Annotated in this window: 15 protein-coding genes and 1 tRNA gene; 15 read left to right on the top strand and 1 reads right to left on the bottom strand. The window is 59.7% G+C overall.

The annotated features are described in order from the left end of the window. Nucleotides 1-127: 127 nt before the first annotated feature. The 9 genes from DDD64_RS02915 (at nt 128) to DDD64_RS02875 (ending at nt 12312) form a co-directional block, all read left to right on the top strand. A tRNA-Leu gene (locus tag DDD64_RS02915) sits at nt 128-209 on the top strand. Nucleotides 210-418: 209 nt separating this feature from the next. Further along, entirely contained in the window at nt 419-1036 is a 618-nt protein-coding gene (locus tag DDD64_RS02910; protein ID WP_126134961.1) for an ANTAR domain-containing response regulator, read from the top strand. A 117-nt stretch (nt 1037-1153) separates the two neighbouring features. Beyond that, nucleotides 1154-3832, top strand: coding sequence for a DNA polymerase I (polA, locus tag DDD64_RS02905; RefSeq protein WP_126134944.1), 2679 nt, complete (start codon nt 1154-1156; stop codon nt 3830-3832). A 193-nt stretch (nt 3833-4025) separates the two neighbouring features. Continuing rightward, nucleotides 4026-5510, top strand: coding sequence for a 30S ribosomal protein S1 (gene rpsA, locus DDD64_RS02900; protein WP_126134943.1), 1485 nt, complete (start codon nt 4026-4028; stop codon nt 5508-5510). 105 nt (nt 5511-5615) lie between these two features. Further along, a complete protein-coding gene (gene coaE, locus DDD64_RS02895) occupies nt 5616-6293 on the top strand; it encodes a dephospho-CoA kinase (RefSeq protein WP_126134942.1) in 678 nt (225 codons plus the stop codon). A 173-nt stretch (nt 6294-6466) separates the two neighbouring features. Then, complete coding sequence (locus tag DDD64_RS02890; protein WP_126134941.1) at nt 6467-7813, top strand: gluconate:H+ symporter; 1347 nt, start codon at nt 6467-6469, stop codon at nt 7811-7813. 74 nt (nt 7814-7887) lie between these two features. Continuing rightward, nucleotides 7888-8763 (top strand): aldose epimerase family protein, encoded by an 876-nt coding sequence (locus tag DDD64_RS02885; RefSeq protein WP_126134940.1) that lies wholly within the window; start codon nt 7888-7890, stop codon nt 8761-8763. A 154-nt stretch (nt 8764-8917) separates the two neighbouring features. Beyond that, nucleotides 8918-10996, top strand: a complete 2079-nt coding sequence (gene uvrB / locus DDD64_RS02880) for an excinuclease ABC subunit UvrB (protein WP_126134939.1) — start codon at nt 8918-8920, stop codon at nt 10994-10996. 311 nt (nt 10997-11307) lie between these two features. Further along, on the top strand, nt 11308-12312 hold the full coding sequence (locus DDD64_RS02875) for a TerC/Alx family metal homeostasis membrane protein (protein ID WP_164545883.1): 1005 nt from the start codon (nt 11308-11310) through the stop codon (nt 12310-12312). A 10-nt stretch (nt 12313-12322) separates the two neighbouring features. Here the strand turns inward: DDD64_RS02875 and DDD64_RS02870 are convergent, their stop codons facing one another. After that, a complete protein-coding gene (locus tag DDD64_RS02870) occupies nt 12323-13345 on the bottom strand; it encodes a bile acid:sodium symporter family protein (RefSeq protein ID WP_126134937.1) in 1023 nt (340 codons plus the stop codon). Between the two features lie 72 nt (nt 13346-13417). On the opposite strand from DDD64_RS02870, the gene uvrA reads away from it, so the two are divergent. The 6 genes from uvrA (at nt 13418) to gap (ending at nt 22522) form a co-directional block, all read left to right on the top strand. Then, the gene (gene uvrA, locus DDD64_RS02865; RefSeq protein ID WP_126134936.1) at nt 13418-16261 is read left to right on the top strand and encodes an excinuclease ABC subunit UvrA; all 2844 of its coding nucleotides are present in this window, start codon (nt 13418-13420) and stop codon (nt 16259-16261) included. 6 nt (nt 16262-16267) lie between these two features. Continuing rightward, nucleotides 16268-18265, top strand: coding sequence for an excinuclease ABC subunit UvrC (uvrC, locus tag DDD64_RS02860; RefSeq protein ID WP_126134935.1), 1998 nt, complete (start codon nt 16268-16270; stop codon nt 18263-18265). Between the two features lie 29 nt (nt 18266-18294). Next, a complete protein-coding gene (gene rapZ / locus DDD64_RS02855) occupies nt 18295-19242 on the top strand; it encodes an RNase adapter RapZ (RefSeq protein WP_126134934.1) in 948 nt (315 codons plus the stop codon). Then, a complete protein-coding gene (locus DDD64_RS02850) occupies nt 19242-20198 on the top strand; it encodes a gluconeogenesis factor YvcK family protein (RefSeq protein ID WP_126134933.1) in 957 nt (318 codons plus the stop codon). Before rapZ ends, DDD64_RS02850 begins: the two co-directional genes overlap by 1 nt. Nucleotides 20199-20282: 84 nt before the next feature. Next, nucleotides 20283-21269 (top strand): DNA-binding protein WhiA, encoded by a 987-nt coding sequence (whiA, locus tag DDD64_RS02845; protein WP_126134932.1) that lies wholly within the window; start codon nt 20283-20285, stop codon nt 21267-21269. A gap of 245 nt (nt 21270-21514) precedes the next feature. Then, nucleotides 21515-22522, top strand: coding sequence for a type I glyceraldehyde-3-phosphate dehydrogenase (gene gap / locus DDD64_RS02840; protein WP_026429334.1), 1008 nt, complete (start codon nt 21515-21517; stop codon nt 22520-22522). The last annotated feature ends 11 nt before the right edge of the window (nt 22523-22533 follow it).

The following is a 22533-nucleotide window of genomic DNA, read 5'->3' as shown; positions in this document are numbered from 1 at the left end:
CCCATTCCAGCTTTCTGCGTCACCTCATTTGAAATTTGGTGGCGGGTATGGTGAAATATTCTCTGCGTTTGCACAATCACCCGCGGTGATCCTGGTGATCCCGCTGGTAATGTCAGCACACGCGTAAGCTCCTGTGGTGGAATTGGTAGACACACTGCACTCAAAATGCAGCGCCGCAAGGCGTGAGGGTTCGAGTCCCTCCGGGAGCACCGCGGCGATAACCTTGAAGTTCGCTGGGAATCTCTGTCCCGGTGTTTGCTCTGCACCGCGCAGTCCCAGTATGGTAAGGGGCGCGTGAATCCCGTTGCCGGTCATCATTCTCTCAAAGGTCAGAGAACACTTCAGTGTGGATGCAGGTGCAACATCGCACGCAGTACATTGGTTCAATCTATCCGGCATGCCGGTCGAAGGGGTCATGATGGCCAAGGACGCAGCGGCGCAATCCGCGGAGAACAAAGAAGCTATTCGGGTTCTTGTCGTTGAAGATGAAACTCTCATTCGCCTCGATATCGTTGAAACACTGGAAGATGCCGGGTATGAGGTTGTCGGGGAAGCTGGCGATGGCGAATCCGCTATTGAACTAGCCGGTGAACTCGAACCGGATCTTGTTGTCATGGATGTGAAGATGCCGGGGATGGACGGCATTACCGCAGCGGATCGCATTCTGGAAGAACACCGCGTGGCCATCGTCATGCTCACCGCCTACTCGCAGCGTGACCTGGTGGAGCGCGCACGGGACGCCGGAGCGATGGCCTATGTGGTCAAGCCGTCCACGCCCGCTGATCTCATTCCCGCGGTAGAAATCGCGGTCTCGCGTAATCAGGAAATCGAAGCGCTCGAAAACGAAGTGTCCACCATGGCCGAACAATTTGAAACCCGCAAGCGGGTGGATCGGGCTAAGGGCTTGCTGGAGTCGCAGATGGGCTTGACCGAACCGGAAGCTTTCCGCTGGATTCAAAAGACCTCGATGGATCGGCGCCTTACCATGCGCGAAGTGGCCGATGCTGTGATTGAACAGGTAGGCGGGCGTAATTAGCCACCAGGTGCACGCATGGCGCGGCTGAGCTCGCGCTGATCATCCCATACTCGTGCAGCCAGGCGCTCACCGGAACTCCGGTGGGCGCCTGCTTGCTATCTCGCGTAGGCTAGAGGGGTGAGTGAAAAAAAATTCCTTCTTGTTGACGGCCATTCCATGGCGTTCCGCGCCTTCTATGCCCTGCGGGCAGAGAATTTCCTCACCGATCGCGGGCAGTACACCAATGCGGTTTACGGTTTCCTCTCCACCCTTCTCAAAATCATTGGTGATTACCACCCCGATTACATCGCCGTGGCCTTTGACCTGCCGGGAGGAACATTCCGCACCCGCGTCTATCCGGACTATAAGGGAGGCCGGGCCCCCACACCGGTAGAATTCGCCGGGCAAATCGATGTTATTAAAAACGTCCTTGATGTCTGCGGCATTACCTGGCTTACCTATGAGGACTACGAAGCCGACGATATTATCGCCACTCTCTCGCGTCGCGCGGTAGAAGAGGGAGCGGATGTCTATATCGCCTCCGGTGACAAAGACTCTTACCAGCTCGTTGACGAGCACACCACCGTGCTCTATCCCATGCCGCGTTCGGCCATGCAGGCTCTAGACCCGGCCGGCATCGAAAAGAAAACCGGGGTGCGCCCCGAACGCTATGCTGACCTGGCTGCACTCGTGGGAGAGGGCGCCGATAATATTCCCGGAGTCCCCGGGGTCGGCCCGAAAACCGCGGCGAAATGGCTGGCCACCTACGGTGACCTCGATACCATTCTCAGCCGTGCGGATGATATCGGCGGAAAAGTTGGTACCTCTTTGCGCGAGCACCTGGATCAGGTTCGCCAGAATCGCTCCCTCAATACCCTCGTGCGTGACCTTCCTATCGGAGAGAACCTTGAGGAATTCCGCCCGCGCGGAGTGGAACGAGAAGCGTTACACGAGCTTTTTGACACTCTTGATTTTGACACTCTACGCGGGCGCGTCCTGGCAGAATTACCGGCACGTGACGGAACCACCGAAACCGATGCGAGCGCCGGTTTTAGCCTCGCCGGCCTGGAGATCACCACGTCCGGGGTACGCGAATGGCTCGCCCGGCACTCCGATGCGCCGGTGTACGGGCTTGAACTGGCGGGCCCGGCTAGTCCGGGTGCGGGGAGCGTGGAGGCACTGGCGATTGGAACGGCAACGGCCGCACTCCTGCTCGATACTCACACTATGAACGACGACGATACCGCCCAGGTGCGTGCCTGGCTGGAATCTGATGCCCCGAAAGTGGTGCACGGCGCCAAAGAAGCCTGGCATCGGGTGCGGGGGCAGGGCGTCGAATTGCGCGGCGTCGTACGTGATACCGTGCTGTGCGCCTATCTTCTCTATCCCGATCAGCGCAGTTATGACCTTGGCGATCTTGCTCTGCGGCACCTCGGCGTTGATTTGGGGGACGGGGGAGTGCTGCCCGGGCTGGACGGACAGGCCGATCCTTTGGCCGAGCGCGCCGCACTCCTCGGCCCGCTCTCCGATAAGTTGCTCGGGGAATTGAACGCGCGCGGCGAGGATGGTGCCCTGCTCGACCTGGAAATGGACGTGGCTCGTACGCTCGCGCAGATGGAGGACACCGGCATTGCCGTGGATTCTCCTTACCTCGAAAAACTGCGAAAAGATTTCGATGGGCGCGTGGAAGCCGCGGCCCGGCTCGCTTATGATGCCATCGGCCACGAAGTCAATCTTTCCAGCCCTAAGCAATTACAGGGGGTGCTTTTCGAGGAACTCGGCTTGCCTACGACCCGGAAAACCAAATCTGGGTACACCACGAATGCGGAAGCGCTGGCCGATCTTGCGGTGCGCATCGCCCCCCGCGAGGATGATAAAGCCGTGGCCGGAACGCAATTCCTCGGGGCGCTCCTCGAGCACCGCGATGCCATTAAATTGCGGCAATCCGTTGAGGGCTTGCAGCGTAATACCCGGGCGGACGGAAAAATCCACACTACCTACCAGCAGGCGGTAGCTGCCACCGGGCGGCTTTCCTCTACCGACCCGAATCTTCAAAATATTCACGCGCGCACGGCCGAAGGTCTCCAGATCCGCTCTGCTTTTATTCCTTCCGAGGGCTACGCGGCGCTGATGACCGCGGATTACTCGCAGATCGAAATGCGGATCATGGCCTCGCTTTCCGGCGATGAAGCGCTGATCACCGCCTTCAACGAGGGCGAAGACCTGCATTCCTCGGTAGCATCCCTCGTCTTCGGGATCCCCGAAAGCGAAGTAAGTAGCGAACAACGTTCCCGTATTAAAGCGATGAGTTACGGGCTGGCCTACGGGCTCTCTGCTTACGGGCTTTCCCGTCAGCTCCATATTTCAGCCCATGATGCTCAAGAACTCATGGACGCCTACTTCGCGCGCTTTGGGAACGTACGCGATTACCTCGATTCCCTCGTGGCGAAAGCCCGCCAAGATGGATACACCCAAACGCTGCTGGGGCGGCGGCGCTATCTTCCCGAGCTACGCTCCACGAACAGGCAGCTGCGCGAGGCCTCCGAACGCATGGCTCTCAATGCTCCCATCCAGGGCAGCGCGGCGGATATCATCAAGATCGCGATGGTGGCCGTGGTGGAAGCGCTGCGCGAGGCGGGGTTGCGCAGCCGAGTCCTCCTCCAAGTCCACGACGAACTTGTGCTGGAAGTGGCGCCCGGTGAGCACGAAGCAGCGGAGGAAATCGTGCGCCGAAAAATGGCCGGGGCAGCACAGCTGCGGGTGCCTCTGTCGGTGGGGGTGGGGTACGGTCCAAATTGGCGCGAGGCCGCGCACTAGACGCGCATTAAATGCGCACCTAGCCGTGCACTAGATCGGGGCGCTCACACTCGGTAGCTTCAGGACCCGGATGCCTTGCATGAGCTAGGCTTTTCCGCGTAGTATGGAGAACTGGTGTGAGCACCCGCCACACTGGCCGATATCCATCGGTCCCAAGCAAATATTCACAATAGTGTCCGGAAGTTATCAGTTAATGACTAATACCACCCCCGAGTCTTCGACTCTCCCCGAGATTGCCGTCAACGATATCGGCTCCGAGGAAGAACTTATTGCCGCCGTCGATAAGACGATCAAGTACTTTAACGATGGTGACCTCGTCGAAGGAACCGTTGTCAAGGTCGACCATGACGAAGTGTTGCTCGACATTGGCTACAAAACCGAGGGTGTTATTCCCTCCAAGGAACTTTCGATCAAGCACGATGTCAACCCTGATGATGTCGTCGAAATTGGCGACCAGGTAGAAGCCCTCGTCCTCCAGAAGGAAGACAAGGAAGGCCGCCTCCTCCTCTCGAAGAAGCGCGCGCAGTACGAACGCGCCTGGGCTGAAATCGAGAAGGTCAAGGAAGCTGATGGCGTCGTTACCGGCACTGTCATTGAAGTCGTCAAGGGCGGTCTGATTGTTGATATCGGACTGCGCGGCTTCCTTCCTGCTTCGCTCGTTGAAATGCGCCGCGTGCGCGATCTGCAGCCCTACATCGGCCGCGAGCTTGAGGCGAAGATCATCGAACTCGATAAGAACCGCAATAACGTGGTTCTTTCCCGCCGCGCGTGGCTGGAAGCATCCCAGTCCCAGGCTCGTGGCGAATTCCTGCACCAGCTCCAGAAGGGCCAGGTGCGCGAAGGCTTCGTGTCCTCCATTGTCAACTTCGGTGCCTTTGTGGACCTCGGCGGTGTGGACGGCCTCGTCCACGTTTCCGAACTTTCCTGGAAGCACATCGACCACCCGTCCGAGGTTGTCGAAGTCGGCCAGCCCGTCACCGTGGAAGTTCTCGATGTTGATATGGACCGCGAGCGTGTTTCGCTCTCCCTCAAGGCCACCCAGGAAGATCCCTGGCAGTCCTTCGCTCGCACCCACGCGATCGGCCAGATCGTTCCGGGTCGCGTGACCAAGCTCGTTCCCTTCGGCGCTTTCGTGCGCGTGGAGGACGGCATCGAAGGCCTCGTCCACATCTCCGAACTGGCTTCGCGCCACATCGACACCCCGGAAGAGGTTGTCAAGGTGGGCGACGACGTCTTCGTCAAGGTCATCGATATCGATCTGGATCGCCGTCGTATTTCGCTTTCCCTCAAGCAGGCCAACGAAGGCGTGGATCCGAACTCCCAGGACTTCGATCCTTCGCTCTACGGCATGGCCGCTGATTACGACGAAAACGGCAATTACAAGTACCCCGAAGGCTTCGATCCCGAATCGAACGAATGGCTCGAAGGTTACGAAGCGCAGCGCGAGGCGTGGGAGAACGAATACGCCCAGGCCCAGGCTCGTTGGGAAGCGCACAAGGCCCAGGTTGCTGCCGCGCTTGAAGCCGATGCTGCTGCCGGTGCCCAGGCTGCTGCCGCCGCTGAACCGGCCGCGGATATCCCGGCCAGCTACAGCTCCACTTCCGAACCGAGCGGCTCGCTCGACTCGGATGCGGATGAAGCTCTCGCGGCCCTGCGCGAGAAGCTGACCAACAACTAAGGCATACGCTACCGCTGGTAGCACCTATTAACGCCGCCGGCGTGCCTCTTCGGGGGAGCGCCGGCGGCGTTTTCTTTCCGCGGGACGCATTGTTAAGCTGGGATGGTGAAAGAATTAAGAGTTGGCGGAGCCAGCGCACAGCAGCTACGCACCTTCTCCTATCCCAGCGGGCGTGCCCTGCGGGTGGCCGTCTCCGGTGGAATCGGCGCCGGCAAATCCACGGTTACTCGCGTGCTGCGTGAGCGCGGCGCGCTTATTGCCGACGCGGACGCACTTGCTCGGGAGGTCACAGCCCCGGCTAGTCCAGTCCTCGCGCAACTCGCCACCGCTTTCGGTTCGGGTATTTTAAACGACGACGGCGCTCTCAACCGCGCCGCCCTCGCCGCGCATATCTTCTCCAACCCGGCGGCCCGCCACCGGCTCGAAGTCCTCACCCATCCGGCTATTATCGCGCGGGCTCGGGAGATCCTCGCTAGCGCACACCCGGACCAGCTGGCCGTCTACGATGTACCCCTCCTGGTAGAAACTCGCGGTGATCGCGAGGTCGATTGCGTGATAATCGTCTCCGCACCGGAAGAAAAGCGCCTGGAGCACCTGCGGGGCCGGGGAATGAGCGAAGCGGATGCACGGGCCAGGATGCGCACCCAGGCTGATGATGAGGCCCGCAGGGCCCTCGCTCATATCTGGATTCATAATGCAGGAACACGTGAGGAGCTGGAAAAGCTCGTTGCCGAGTGCTCGGATCGCTGGCTGGTGGCGCCGCAGGCGCCGGCGTCGTCGTAGAAAACTCAAGGTAAAAGCAAGTAAAAACGTGACCCGTTCCGTGTTTACTCTCAGCGTAAGAGGGAGTACCATTTACAAATAGTGAAATGACCGTTTCGCTATATGGTACGTCTCGTCGCCACGAAGCAACGATGCGCGGCGATGGGGCCTAAAAATTGAGAGGTTAAAAAGCTATGCCAATTGTTTGGCTGCTCGTGGGCATTGCGTTGATGCTGGTGCTCAACATCGTTTTCAAGGTGAATTCGATGCTTGCACTCTTGCTCGCCGCCGTTGTGGTGGCACTGTGCAATGGCATGGGCCCGATGGAAACCCTCAAGACCGTCACCACCGGTTTTGGTTCTACGCTGGGTTCGCTCGCCATTATCGTTGTTTTCGGTGCAGTTATCGGCCGCCTCATGGTGGACTCCGGTGCGTCTCACGTGCTGGCATCGGGGCTCATCCGCCGGTTCGGACTGCGCTTCGTGCGTATCGCGGTCATCATTATCGGTCTTATTTTCGGCCTGGCGATGTTCTACGAAGTCGCCTTCTTGATGATCGCTCCGCTCGTTATTTCCATTGCTCAAGAAGCGAAGGTTCCGTGGCTGCGCCTGGCTATTCCCGCCGTATGTGCCACCACGGTTGCTCACTCCATCTTCCCGCCGCAGCCCGGCCCGGTGGCGCTCATTGACCAGTATCACGCGGACGCCGGCATGGTTTACCTCCTCGGTATTCCCATGGCGATCCTCTGGGTGATCGTGGGTGGCGTGCTACTTCCCAAGGTGCTCGGTAACCTCGAACGCCCGGTGCCGAAGTTCATGTCCGGCGATGCGGATGATAAGGAAGCCGCGGTCAATCCGCCGTCCTTCTTCGTTTCCCTCATCGTGCCGCTCAGCCCGGCCATCATCATGATCTCCGTGACCATCGCCAATATTTGGGTGGATAAAGAATCCACGCTGGGCCAGTGGCTCAACTTCTTTGGTTCCTCCCCGGTTGCCATGTCCGTGGCGCTGGTGCTCGCCATGTTGCTCTTCGGTATTCAGCGCGGGCACAAGGGCGAATGGGTTATGGACAAGTTCAATAAGGCCGTGTCGATTATCGCCGGCGTTGTCATGATTATCGGTGCCGGTGGCGCCTTCAAGCAGGTTGTTATTGACTCCGGCATTGGCGATTACATCGGTGGCTTCATGAGCGCGGGCGCGGTATCGCCGTACATCATGGCCTGGTTCATTACGGTTCTTATCCGTCTGGCCACCGGCCAGGGCGTGGTGTCCGCCATGACCGCCGCGTCCATTATCGGTGCGGCTGTTATCGACCCGGCCACCGGCGTCATGCAGGCGGGCGTGGATCCCACGCTGCTCGTGCTCGCCACCGCCGCGGGCTCCAACTTCATGACCCACATTAATGACGCCTCCTTCTGGCTCTTCAAGGAATACTTCGATCTGTCCATCAAGGACACTCTGAAGACGTGGGGCGGCCTGCTCGCCTCCGGTTCGCTGGTTTCGCTGGCGTACGTAATGTGCCTCTCGCCGTTCTTCGGCTAGAGCATGAGTAGGCGGGTGCGGGCGGCCGGTATGGTCGCCCGCATCGCACACATAAAGAAAATCAAGGAGTACACATGACGCAGAGCATTCCCTTTGCCGAGCAAGCTATCGCCGGCGTCAGCCTCGTCACCCGTGGGGACCTGAGCGCGCTGGAGATTAACACCGATACCGTATCCGGTATCGTTTTCCCCTACGGCGCCCACGTTGCTTCCTGGAAACCGGCTGGCTTCGAGGACGTCCTCTACATGAGCGAGCTATCCGGCCTCACGCAGGGCACTCCTATCCGGGGCGGTATCCCGGTGGTAGCCCCGTGGTTCGGGCCTTCGGATAACGGCCTGCACGGCTGGGCTCGTGTCCAGGACTGGACCCTCGAATCCGTGAGCGGCGATGCCACCGCGGTGGAGGCGAACTTCACCCTCGCGGGCAGTGCCCTGGGCGGTGAGCTAGGTGATTCTCTCCAGCTCAGCTACACCGTGCACCTGGGCAGCGATTTTTGGGTGCGGCTGAACGCCACCAATACCGGCACCGAAACGATCACCCCGGAGCTGGCCCTCCACGCCTACTGGGCGGTGGATGCGCAGGCCCTTCGTATTGAAGGCATCGAGGAAGGCGGTATTGATCGCCTTGCCGATAACGCGCAGCTCCCGGCCGGCCCCTTTGAGGAACTCGCAGGCCAGACCGTTGATCGTTTCTACCCCTTCGCGGGCGATATCGTGCTCGTGGACGCGGGCGGACACCGCAAGATCACCCTGCGCTCGGAAGAATCCGATAAATCGGTGGTGTGGAACCCGGGTACAAAGGGCTCGGCCGCGAATGCGGATATGCCCGATGATGCCTGGAAGCATTTTGTGTGCGTGGAAGCAACTCGAGTGCGCGAAGGCGCCCCGCAGCTTGCCCCGGGGGAGAGCGCCACGCTCACCCTGCACGCCACCGTGGAGCACCTCGGCTAGTTTGTAGCTCAACGCCGGTTCTCGCCACGCTCAATACGTGGGATAACGACGGCGCCCAGCGGCCGGACAGCAACTCGACCATAACCTCGGGTACCTGTCCGGCCGCTGGCGTATTTCGTACCGCGAGCCGGGCGAGGCTAGTAAGCTCGCCACTATGGCTCTTGATTCTGAGATTGTGCGCAGCGATAAGCCTTTCGAGGTTATTTCCGAGTACCGCCCTTCGGGAGATCAGCCCGCCGCGATTACCGAACTCACTCGCCGTATTAACGACGGTGAAAAAGACGTGGTGCTGCTGGGAGCCACCGGCACCGGAAAATCGGCCACCACCGCCTGGCTCATTGAACAGGTACAGCGCCCCACGCTTATTATGGAGCCGAATAAAACCCTGGCCGCGCAAATGGCAGCGGAATTCCGTGAGCTTATGCCGAATAACGCGGTGGAATACTTCGTCTCCTATTACGATTACTACCAGCCGGAAGCCTACGTTCCTCAAACCGATACCTTTATCGAAAAAGATTCCTCCATTAACGATGAGGTAGAGCGCCTGCGCCACTCGGCCACCAATTCGCTCCTCACCCGGCGGGATACCGTGGTAGTGGCCTCCGTGTCCTGCATTTACGGCCTGGGTACCCCGCAGGAATATGTTGATCGTATGGTGCAACTCCACGTGGGTCAGCACCTGGATCGCGACGAGCTGCTGCGCACCTTCGTCTCCATGCAATACACCCGCAACGATATTGCCTTTACGCGCGGCACTTTCCGGGTGCGGGGCGATACCGTGGAAATCATCCCGGTGTATGAAGAATTGGCTATCCGCATTGAATTCTTCGGTGATGAGATTGACGGGATCTCGCTGCTCCACCCGCTCACCGGGAATGTTATTCAACGCACCGATACCGCGCATGTGTTCCCGGCCTCCCATTACGTGGCCGGGCCCGAGCGGATGGAACGCGCTATCCGTTCCATTGAGGAAGAACTAGCCGAACGCCTCGAATATCTGCGTGCGCATAACAAGCTCCTTGAGGCGCAGCGCCTGGAAATGCGCACCAGTTATGACATTGAGATGATGCGCAATATTGGAACAACCTCCGGTATTGAGAACTATTCGCGGCATATTGACGGGCGCGGGCCGGGTACCGCCCCCAATACGCTCCTCGATTACTTCCCCGATGATTTCCTCCTTATCCTTGATGAATCCCACGTGACGGTGCCCCAAATTGGGGCCATGTACGAGGGAGATATGTCACGTAAACGCACCCTCGTGGAGTACGGCTTCCGGCTGCCTTCCGCCATGGATAACCGCCCTCTCAAATGGGAGGAATTCCTTGATCGCATCGGCCAGACCGTGTACCTATCCGCGACACCTGGCAAATATGAACTTGAGCAAGCGGACGGCGTCGTCGAACAAATTATTCGACCCACCGGTTTGGTGGATCCGCTTATTAAAGTCAAGCCCACCGAAGGTCAAATCGATGACCTCCTCGAGGAAGTGCGGGTGCGGGCCGAACGTGATGAGCGAGTGCTCGTCACTACTCTCACGAAGAAAATGGCTGAAGATCTTACCGCGTACCTGGCGGATCGCGGGGTGCGGGTGGAGTATCTGCATTCGGATGTGGATACCCTGCGCCGCGTGGAGCTGCTGCGGGAATTGCGCCTCGGCAAATTCGATGTGCTCGTGGGTATTAACCTGCTGCGTGAGGGACTGGATCTTCCCGAAGTTTCCCTCGTGGCCATCCTCGATGCTGATAAGCAGGGCTTTTTGCGTTCCACCACCTCACTTATCCAGACCATCGGGCGCGCGGCCCGTAACGTCTCCGGGGAAGTGCATATGTACGGAGATAGCATTACCCCCAATATGCAGCAGGCTATTGATGAAACGAATCGACGCCGGGAGAAGCAGCTTGCCTACAACCGCGAGCACGGGATCGATCCGCAACCGCTGCGCAAACGGATTGCGGACGTGACCGATATGCTCGCCCGGGAAGATGTGGATACCGAGCAACTGCTCGCCGGCGGGTATCGCCAAGAGCCCGCGCATGCCCAGGCGCGGGCCTCGGAAGCGGAAATTGCCCGCGCGCAGGGCGGGAAAGAGCTGCGTGAGCTCATCACCGAGCTCACCGCGCAGATGCACGCGGCCGCCGAACAGCTCCAATTTGAGCTCGCGGCGCGTTACCGCGATGAAATCAAAGACCTAAAAAGCGAGTTGTGGCATTCCCAGCAGGCGCAAAAGTAAAATGCCCGCGCGGGAAACGCGCCTGAGCCCCCGCGCTAGCACCCGCAGGCGCCTCCGCTCGGCACGCGAGCCGCGCATGAAATGCGGCTCGGCGGTGCTTTCCATCGTGTAAAGTGTGCACTCGTGGAGGGGAGTATTCCCGTCAACCACCGATTCGTCAACACGAGACCCACCCGGGTCGTCCGGATCGGAGACCTGCCGCAGCTAGGCGCGCGGCGGGTGGGAAGAGACCTCCGGTCATTCCATCCGGAGGGTATTGCATGCTTTCATATGCCACGGGTTTGCTCCCGCTTACGAGCACACCCGAGCAGATGTCGGTCCATATGGCCGAGTGGATTCTGCTATTCGTCGTTGTTATCGGTATTTTTGCCTTTGATCTGCTATCCCACGTGCGTAAACCGCATGAACCCAGCATGAAAGAATCGGCAGGTTTCCTGCTCTTCTACATTTTCCTGGCCGTTTGCCTGGGCGGATACCTGTGGTGGCGCCACGGGGATACCTTCGGATTGCAATTCTTCAGCGTCTGGGGCGTGGAGTATTCGCTCTCCGTCGATAATATCTTCGTCTTCATCATTATTATGGGTTCCTTCGCGGTGCCCCGTGCCCTCCAGCAGAAAGTGCTGTTCTGGGGCATTGTTATCGCGCTGTGCCTGCGTTTCCTCTTTATTCTGCTGGGTAAAGTCATTGTGGAATCCCTGGCCTGGTCTTTCTTCCTCTTCGGTGCATTCCTGCTGTGGACCGCGTTCTCCCAGGTCAAAGAAGGTCTCTCGAATAGCGAGCCGACGGGCGAGGAAGCCGATAATTTCTTCGTGCGCCTGGCGCGCCGTACCCTCCCGGTGGCCGAGGATTACCACGGCGATCACTACATCGTGAAGCGCGAGGGCAAACACTATATCACCCCGCTGCTGCTATGCATTATTGCCATCGGCGGGATTGATCTTATGTTCGCCCTGGATTCCATCCCGGCTTCCTTCGGTTTCACTACCGAGCCCTTCATTATTTTCGCGGCTAATGCCTTCGCCCTCATGGGCTTGCGGCAGATGTTCTTCCTGGTGGATGGGCTGCTGGAGCGCCTCGTGTACCTGCACTTCGGTCTGGCAGCTATCCTCGCCTTCATCGGTTTCAAACTCATTTTCGAGGCTCTGCACCATTACGATATCGCCGCAGGCTTCTTCGAGTTCACGCCGCTGAGCTCACTGCTTGTTATCGTTGTCATTATCGTGGTGACGGTGGTGGCGTCCCTGCTCCGCTCGCGGTCCCTTGCGCGTAAAGAGAAGAACGATGACGACGGCGCAACTGGCAACAGCGCCCGCTAAGCACAACGCGCTAATCTGCGAGGCGCCGCGCCAGGCGGCGCGCCAGAATCGCGCACACAAAAATTTGTAACTGGTGGAAAATAACCACCGGGACGGACAACGGGGCAACCGTGGCCGGGGAAAACAGTGCCTTGGCCATCGGGAGCCCCGTTGCCAATGATTTCTTCGAACCGCACATGAGCACCACGATGCGGTCTTCCAGACTCATCCGCGCCAAGCCTCCTAGCCACCAGGTCACGCATAGCATTGCTGCCAGTAGCACACAGCACAGGGCAAGGAGGCCGAGGATCGTCCAGAGCGTGACCCCGACCCAGGCGCCTTCCGCGGTGGCATTGAGCACGGAGGAGAGCACGATGAGGATAATGGAGGTGTTATCCACGGTACGCACCAGGCGCGGGTGAGCGCGGAACCACGTGCCGACCCAGGGCTGGAGGCACTGCCCAATAATAAAGGGGAGGAGCAGCTTGAGGAGGACCGAATTAATGGATCCGGCCGAAGCGCCCTCCACGTGCAGGAAAAGTAGGACGAGCAGCGGGGTGAGGAAAATTCCCGCGATATTGGAGACCGTAGCGGAGGTGACGGCAGCGGCAACATTTCCGCGGGCGATGGAGACCATCGTCACCGAGGACTGGATAGTGGAGGGGAGCAGTGCCAGGTAGAGGAACCCGAGGGCAAAAGCTGGCCCTAAGATCGGCGCAACCAGGTGGCCCAGGGCGAAACCGAGCAGCGGAAAAATCAGGTAGGTGCACAGGAACACCAGGCCCTGCAGTTTAATATTGCGCAGCCCGGCCAGTACATCCCGGGTGCGCAGCCGCATCCCGTAGACCAGGAATACGCAGGCAACCGCGAGGTCCGAGACGGTTCCCAGATGCGCCCGCAGGGCACTGGGTGCCGGGATCAGCAGCCCGGCGATCATCGCCAGGATAATTCCGGCTACCAGGGGATCGGGCCGGTAGCGGAGGAGACGGCCGCCCCGGTGGATTCCCTTATGCTCTCGGTCATTCCCGCGATTGTGTGCTCGGTTAGTTGCCATGGGAACCAGCCTAGCGTGAACATTGCACCATCCGGTTATCGAACCTGTGTTCAACCGTGTAAGCTTGGCCGGGTGAGTGATGTTATCCATGTTCAGGGCGCACGGGAAAATAACCTCCGTAATATCACGGTGGATATTCCCCGCGATCAACTCGTTGTGTTTACCGGGCTCTCGGGCTCGGGTAAATCCTCCCTGGCTTTTGACACCATTTTTGCCGAGGGGCAACGCCGCTACGTGGAGTCGTTGAGCTCCTATGCCCGTATGTTCCTCGGTCAGATGGATAAACCGGATGTGGATCTTATTGAGGGGCTTTCCCCGGCGGTCTCCATCGATCAGAAATCCACCAACCGTAATCCGCGCTCCACGGTGGGCACGGTCACGGAAGTTTATGATTATCTACGTTTGCTCTACGCGCGCGCCGGGGTGCAGTACTGCCCGGAATGCGGGGCGAAAATCACCGCTCAAAGCGCCCAGCAAATCGTGGATACGCTCCTCACCTACCCGGAAGGCACCCGTTTCCAGATTCTCGCCCCGGTCGTGCGTGACCGCAAGGGCGAATACGCTGATGTTTTCACCGATCTCGCCCAGGCCGGCTACACCCGCGCTCGGGTGGATAGTGAAGATATCCGCTTGGATAACCCGCCCAGCCTCGATAAGAAGCTGCGCCACAATATCGACGTCGTCGTTGATCGCCTCGTGGTGCGCGAAGGTATCAGCAGCCGTCTTACCGATTCGGTGGAGCAGGCGCTCGGGCTTTCTTCCGGGCTCATGGTGGTGGAATTCGTGGACGCGGCGGCAGGTGACGAACGCACGCGGCGTTTTTCCGAACATCGCTCCTGTCCGAATGGGCACGCCCTCGCCCTGGAAGAAATCGAACCGCGCACCTTTTCTTTTAACGCTCCCTACGGGGCCTGCCCGGCTTGCGACGGGCTGGGATCCACCCTCGAAGTGGATCCGGATCTCGTGGTGCCGCATCCGGAAAAAACCCTGCGCGAAGGCGCGATTGCTCCGTGGACCGGCCACCAGGATTTCTTCACTCGCCAGATGGAAGCCCTGGGGGAAGAACTCGGTTTCGATGTGGATACTCCCTGGCAGGATCTGCCCAAGAAGGCGCGCAAGGCCCTGCTGGAAGGGAATAATTACAAGGTCACCGTCAAGTACCGTAACCGCTGGGGGCGGGAAAAAACCTATGCCACCGGATTCGAGGGAGTCCTCGGCTACGTGAAACGTAAGCACGGGGAAACTGAATCCAGCTGGTCGAAGGAACGCTACGAAGGCTATATGCGGGAGATTGCCTGCTCGGCCTGCCACGGCGCGCGCCTCAAGCCGGATGTGCTGGCCGTACGCATCGGAAACCTCAATATTTTCGAGCTGTGTTCCCTGGCCATCGATGATGCCAAAGCTTTTCTTGACTCGGTGGAACTCGATGCCCGCCAGGCCCAGATCGCCGCGCAGGTATTGCGTGAAATCCAGGCGCGGATGGGTTTCCTCGTGGATGTGGGGCTGTCGTATCTCACCCTCGCGCGCGGGGCTTCCACGCTTTCGGGTGGCGAAGCCCAGCGGATTCGCCTGGCCACCCAGATTGGTTCCGGGCTCGTGGGTGTGCTCTATGTTCTAGACGAGCCCTCCATCGGCCTGCACCAGCGCGATAATGAAAAACTCATCGGCACTCTTGTCAAACTCCGCGATCTGGGGAATACCCTTATCGTCGTCGAACACGATGAAGAAACAATCCGCACCGCCGATTACGTTATCGATATCGGCCCGGGTGCCGGAGAATTTGGTGGGCACGTTGTCTACGCCGGGGATGTTGCGGGTCTCAGCGCTTGCGAAGAGTCCGTGACCGGTGCTTACCTTTCCGGAAAACGCAGTATTACGACGCCGCAGCAGCGCCGCCCCGTTGATCCGGAGCGGAACATCACGGTGCGGGGCGCACGGGAAAATAACCTTAAAAACGTGGAGGTGTCCTTCCCTCTTTCCACCTTTATCGCGGTGACCGGGGTTTCCGGTTCCGGGAAATCTACCCTCGTCAATCAGATTCTGTACCGCTCCTTGGCCAATCAGCTTAACGGTGCCCATACCGTGCCCGGGCGGCACCGCGACGTCACCGGGGCCGCGGACCTGGATAAGGTTGTGCACGTGGATCAGTCGCCGATTGGGCGCACCCCGCGCTCGAATCCGGCCACCTACACCGGGGTCTGGGATAAAGTGCGCCAGCTCTTCGCCCAAACCCAGGAGGCGAAGGTGCGCGGTTACGGGCCGGGCCGCTTCTCCTTTAACGTTAAAGGCGGGCGCTGCGAAGCTTGCAAGGGCGATGGCACCGTGAAAATTGAGATGAACTTCCTTCCCGACGTGTATGTTCCCTGCGAGGTCTGCCACGGTACCCGGTACAACCGGGAAACCCTGGAAGTGAAGTACCGCGGGAAGAATGTTTCCGAAGTTCTTAATATGACCATTCACGAAGCTGCGGAATTCTTTGATCCCATCACGAATATCACCCGCTATCTCACCACGTTGGAACGGGTGGGTCTCGGCTACGTACGTTTGGGGCAATCGGCTACCACGCTCTCCGGCGGGGAAGCGCAGCGCGTGAAACTCGCTTCGGAACTGCACCGGCGCTCCAGCGGCCGCACGGTTTATATCCTGGATGAGCCCACCACGGGCCTGCATTTTGAGGATATTCGCAAGCTTCTGCTGGTACTGCAATCTCTCGTGGATAAAGGCAATACCGTTATTGTTATCGAACACAATCTCGATGTCATTAAATGTGCGGATTGGGTTATTGACATGGGGCCGGAAGGAGGCGCCGGCGGGGGCACCGTCGTCGCCACCGGAACTCCGGAACAGATCGCCGCGGTGCAAGAATCCTATACCGGGCAGTTCCTCCGTCCGCTCCTGGAGGAGAAGGGGAGGTGACGAGCCGTGGCTGATCCACGCAGCTATCGCCCGGCGCCGTCGTCTATCCCTACGGACCCGGGTGTCTACCGCTTTGTGGACGAGGAAGGGCGCATCCTTTACGTCGGGAAAGCGAAGAATCTGCGCAACCGACTCCAGAACTATTTTCAGCCGCCCGAACGCCTCATCCCGCGTATCCGCACCATGGTGCATACCGCTACCAATGTGGTGTGGGTGGTGGTGGGGAGCGAAATTGAGGCCCTCACCCTGGAATATTCCTGGATTAAGGAATTTGAACCGCCCTTCAATGTTATGTTTCGGGACAATAAGTCCTACCCTTACCTGGCGGTATCGCTGGGGGAGGAGTTTCCGCGGGCCTATATCACCCGGGAAAAACACCGCAAAGGCACCGTGTACTTCGGGCCGTATACGAAGGTGTGGGCGATCCGAAAAGTGCTCGATGCTCTGCTGCCCGTTTTTACCATGCGTTCGTGTTCCGATGCGGAATTCCGGCGGGGGCAGCGCACCGGCAAACCGTGTTTCAATACCCATATTGGGCTGTGTAACGGTGCCTGTGCCGGGCTGGTGAGTGCCGCGGAGAATCGCGCCGTCGCCGAAGAATTCGTAAAATTCATGGAATCAGATGGCAGTGATTTTATTCGTGCCCGCACCGCGGACATGAAAAAAGCGGCAGCGGTCGAAGATTTTGAACGTGCCGCGAAACTACGCGATGAAATCACGGCGATGACCACCGCCACCGAGCGTAATGTTGTGGTGTTCGATTCGAATCTTAACGCCGATATTATCGGCTTGGAATCCGATGAAATTGATGCCTCGGTCCAGATTTTTTATGTGCGGGGCGGAAGAATCCGCGGGCAGCGCGGCTGGGTAACGGAAACAGAAGGCACCGAACCAGCCGATATTATCAACGCCCTACTCCTCCATATTTACGGAAATCCCGAATACGACGCTTACCGTGGAGTCGGTACCCAGGGGGATCGCACCGTGCGCGCCGGAACCTCCGTGGATGATCGTGACCACGTGCCACCCGGGGCCATCCCGGGGGAGATCTGGGTACCGGTTTTCCCTTCGGATCGCGCGGGGCTGGAGCGCTGGCTTGCCGAACGCCGCGGCGGTCCGGTCCACCTCAAGCGCCCCCAGCGCGGGCCGAAAGCCCAGCTGGCCGATACCGTACACGCGAATGCGAAACAGGCTTTTGACCGCAATAAGCTGGCGCGCGCCGCCGATATTACGGTGCGTTCCCAAGCCCTGGAAGAGCTGCGCATCGGGTTGGATTTAGACCGCGCTCCGCTGCGCATCGAAGGCTACGATATTTCCCATACCCAGGGCCACCAGCAGGTCGGATCGATGGTGGTATTCGAGGACGGCCTCAAGAAAACCTCCGATTACCGGCATTTCATCGTGCGCGGGCCGGAGGGGCAGGGTGCTCGGGATGATACCGCCGCGATGGATGAAGTGTTGCGCCGGAGGCTGCGCCGTTTGAACGACGCCGCAGCGCACGCCGCCGATGCCGGGGGAGTGGAAGATGAGGGCGCCGCGCATACCGCCACCGCTGCCCCGCGCCGTTTTGCCTACCGCCCCGACCTCCTCGTAGTGGACGGCGGGCTGCCCCAGGTCAACGCCGCCCAGCGGGTGGTCGATGAGCTGGGTGCCGATGTGCGGGTGGTGGGCCTGGCAAAACGTCTGGAAGAAGTGTGGATCCCAGGCGAGGAATTCCCGGTTATCTTCCCGCGCACCTCACCGGCGTTGCGCCTCCTCCAGCAGCTCCGCGATGAATCGCATCGCTTCGCCATTACTTTCCACCGCAAGAAACGGGGTCAGGCGATGACTCGCTCCGCACTTGATGCCATTCCGGGGCTGGGGCCGGCTAAGCAAAAGAAACTACTGAGTGCTCTCGGCTCGGTTAAACGGATCCGGGAGGCTAGCCTCGATGAACTCACGGAAGTTCCGGGCATTGGCCCGGTGCTCGCCGCGGCGATTAAAAAAGCGCTGGGGGAGGAGTAGCTCGCGGGTCTTTGTGGCATGATGGAGATATGAGTGACACCCGCGACATTAACGATACGTCCCGTATCCCCGCCGTTGTTCCGGCAGCCGATTGTACAGCTGAGCTGGCACCGGCCGACGTTCCGGAAATCATTATTGTCACGGGAATGTCCGGGGCGGGCAGATCCCGCGCGGCTGCCACCCTGGAAGATCTGGGTTGGTACGTGGTGGATAATCTCCCGCCGCGCATGCTCAGCGCCTTGGCGGGGCTGCTCTCCGGTAATGGAAAAGTGACCCGCATGGCCGCGGTGGTGGACGTGCGCTCCCGGGAATTCTTCGCTGAGCTCCTGGAAGTTCTTGCGGATCTCACCGCGAGCGGTATTAACTATCGCATTATTTTCCTCGATGCCGATGATGCTTCCCTGGTGCGTCGCTATGAAAGCGTGCGCCGGCCCCACCCGCTCCAGGGCCACGGTCGGCTTTTCGACGGCATCACCGCGGAACGCAAACTCCTGGCGGATCTGCGCAATCGTGCTGATTCCGTTATCGATACTTCGCGGCTGTCCGTTCACGATCTTTCCCGTAAAATTCGTCACCTCGTGGGGGAAACTTCGGGAACAGAAGCGACCCGGGTGACGGTCATGTCCTTCGGTTTCAAATACGGACTGCCCCTGGATGCCGATAATGTGGCCGATGTGCGCTTCCTGCCCAATCCCTACTGGATTACCGAGCTGCGCCATCTGAGCGGCCACGATGAGCCCGTGGCCCATTTCGTACTGGAGCAGGAGGGTGCCGAGGCTTTCGTGCGGGAGTACTCTCACCTCATCCACACCATCCTGGCCGGCTACGCCCGCGAACTCAAACCTTTCACCACGATCGCGATTGGCTGCACCGGCGGAAAACACCGGTCGGTCGCTATCGCGGAAGCGGTATCCGAAGCGCTACGCGCCGCCGGGCACTCGGTACGCACAATTCACCGTGATTTGGGGCGTGAATAATGGGCGGGCGCGGTAGTCGCGGCCCGCGAGTCGTCGCCCTCGGGGGCGGCCACGGCCTCTACGCTTCGCTTTCGGCCTTGCGGCTCATCACCCAAAATATCACCGCCGTGGTTACTGTTGCGGACGACGGCGGTTCCTCGGGGCGCTTGCGTAATGAATTCAACGTGATTCCACCCGGAGATTTGCGCATGGCCCTTTCCGCGCTGTGTGACGACGGCGAATGGGGCCAGACCTGGCGCGACGTTCTTCAATACCGTTTCTCTTCCGAAGGTCCCCTCAACGGGCACGCCATGGGTAATCTCCTCATTGTTTCCATGTGGGAGCAATTGGGAAGCACAGTTTCCGGTCTTGACTGGGTGGGGCAGCTGCTGCGCATTGACGGCCGCGTGCTGCCCATGTCTCCTATTCCCCTGGAGATTGAGGCACGGGTCATTGACGAAGAAGAGGGCCCCCAGCTCTACCGCGGGCAGGTGGCGGTGGCAACGGCCCGCGGAAAAGTGGAACACGTCAGCCTTATTCCAGAGAATCCTCCCGCACAACCCGAAGCGGTTGCCGCTATTGACGAGGCCGATTGGATCGTTTTTGGACCGGGATCCTGGTACACCTCTGTTATTCCCCACCTCATGGTTCCGGATTTACACGCGGCCCTCGTGCGTTCCCCGGCCCGCCGGGTTCTTGCCCTCAATCTTCGTAATGAGCGTGAAACATGGGGGATGAGCGCCGCGGACCATATTCGTTCTTTCGCTCGCCATGCCCCGGATCTGCGTATTGACGTGGTGGTGGCCGATCCGCGCAGCGTGGATGATATCGGTGAAGTCGCAGCGGAAGCCGAAGGCATCGGGGCCACGCTCATGCTGCGACAGGTTAGAATGGGCGATAATCGCGCACGTCACGATGCGCTACGTTTGGCCGCTGCCTATCGGGATGCCTTCGAAGGCGTCATAGGAGATTCCTAAACCGGGAATTCCCGCGCACGGAAGAATCCACAACCGGGATATTCCCTGCTGAGTAGCGGTCCCACCATAGAAGGAAGGGGAGTCGTGTCCGCGTTAACCCGTACGGTGAAAGATGAACTAGCCACCGTTACGCCGGCTTCGCTTTCCGCCGCACTGGCTGAACTCACCGCGATGTTCCGGTACGGCGGGGGATTGGCCGTGCGTTCGCGTACCCTGGAACTGGTGGCCGAGGTGGGCCACCGGCCGAGCGCGCAACGCCTGTGGGAGTTGGTACGCCAGCTTTTCTCCGTGGAGCCGGAACTTCTTTCGGTTTCCTCGCAGATGCGCCAGGGGCAACGTTTCCTTGTGCGCTCTTCGGAGAATACCGAACGCATTGCGGTGAAACTCGGTCTCCTGGATGCGCACGGGCGGCCGGTACGGGGGCTACCTCCCGCGGTGGTCGGTGGCTCAAAAGCCGATGCGGGCGCGGCCTGGCGCGGAGCTTTCCTCGCGCGCGGCACCCTCATGGAACCCGGGCGCAATGCTTCCCTTGAGATTATTTGCCCGCGCTTGGAGGCTGCCTATGCCCTGGGAGGGCTGGCCCGACGCCTCGATATTCCCTACCGGGTGCGCGAATCACGCGGGGCCCACCGTATCGACATCCGCGGGGGAGAAGCTATCTCCGATATGCTCACCCGGATGGGTGCCAATGATGCTGTGCTGCGCTGGGAAGAGCTACGCGTGGAACGGGAAGTACACGGCACGGTTAACCGGCTTGCTAATTTCGACGACGCAAATATGCGCCGCAGTGCCGATGCCGCTGTCATCGCGGTGATCCGGGTCAAGCGCGCTTTTGAAATTCTCGGCACGGATGTACCGGAGAATTTGCGGGCGGCCGGTGAGGCCCGCATCGCTCACCCGGAAGATTCCCTCAACTTGCTCGGGGAGCAGCTCACGCCGCGCGCCACCAAGGATGCAGTGGCCGGGCGGCTGCGTCGCTTGAATTCTATGGCGGATAAGCGGGCCAAGGAACTGGGCATTCCTGACACTATGGCCGCGGTGCGGGCGGCGGGGCACGGGGCAATGTCCTAACGCGCGGTAGCGCGTTCGCCGTCGTCGAAAAAAATAACAATCAAAAATGGGACTAAGGGCGTGTTATGCCGCTGTCGAGTTTCGCTCTGTGCCAAAGTTCGCAAGCTCCTTCCCACTGGCATTAGCCCCAGCCGAACGTGACCGGTAGAATAGTCAGTGGTTCCGAGAGAAGTTCTCGGACGGACTTCTCAAAGACAAGAAGTCGAGTTGGAAACGCGCTAGCTGGCGCGTGAGGAGGATAAAGAGTGACTGTACGCGTTGCTATTAACGGCTTCGGCCGTATTGGTCGTGCCGCTGTCCGCGCAGCCCTCGCCGAGGGTGCGGATTTCGAGATCGTCGCGGTCAATGACCTGACCGATATCAAGACTCTCGCCCACCTGCTGAAGTATGACACCGCCGGCGGCCGCCTCCCCGTGGAGATTGAAGCAACCGAAGATGGATTCGTGCTCGACGGCAAGAAGATCAAGGTTCTTGCTGAAAAGGATCCGGCCAACCTCCCGTGGAAGGAACTCGAGGTTGACATCGTTCTCGAGTGCACCGGCCGCTTCCGCACCGGTGAAGCTTGCCAGGCTCATATCGAAGCCGGCGCCAAGAAGGTTCTTATTTCCGCCCCGGCGAAGGGCGAAGATGCCACCTTCGTTATCGGCGTGAACTCCGATCAGTACGATCCGGCCAAGCACAATATTATTTCCAACGCTTCCTGCACCACGAACTGCCTCGCCCCGGTGGCGAAGGTCCTCGTGGACAAGTTCGGTGTCAAGAAGGGTCTGATGACCACGATCCACGCTTACACCGCGGATCAGAACCTGCAGGACGGCCCGCACAAGGATCTGCGTCGCGCCCGCGCGGCCGCGCAGAACATGGTCCCCACCACCACCGGTGCGGCCAAGGCCGTTGCCCTGGTTCTTCCCGAACTCAAGGGCAAGCTTGATGGTTACGCCGTGCGCGTCCCCACCATCACCGGCTCCCTGACGGATCTCACCTTCGAAGCTGAGAAGTCCGATGTCACCGTGGAAGAAATCAACGCCGCGATGAAGGAAGCCTCGGAAGGCGCTCTCAAGGGCACCCTCGCTTACACCGAGGATCCCATCGTCTCCTCGGACATCATCGGTGATCATCACCAGTCCATCTTCGATGCCGGCCTCACCAAGGTGATGGACGGCCAGGTCAAGATCGGCGCTTGGTATGACAACGAATACGGCTACGCTGCTTCCCTCGTGAAGCTTGCCAACCTCGTTGCGAGCAAGCTCTAAAGATCAAGCGA

Origin of the sequence: Actinotignum sanguinis, from assembly GCF_003957255.1 — a bacterium.
In the GTDB taxonomy this organism is placed as follows: Bacteria; Actinomycetota; Actinomycetes; order Actinomycetales; family Actinomycetaceae; genus Actinotignum; species Actinotignum sanguinis.
Note: the sequence above shows the minus strand (reverse complement) of the source record. Positions and strands in the feature narration are given on the sequence as shown.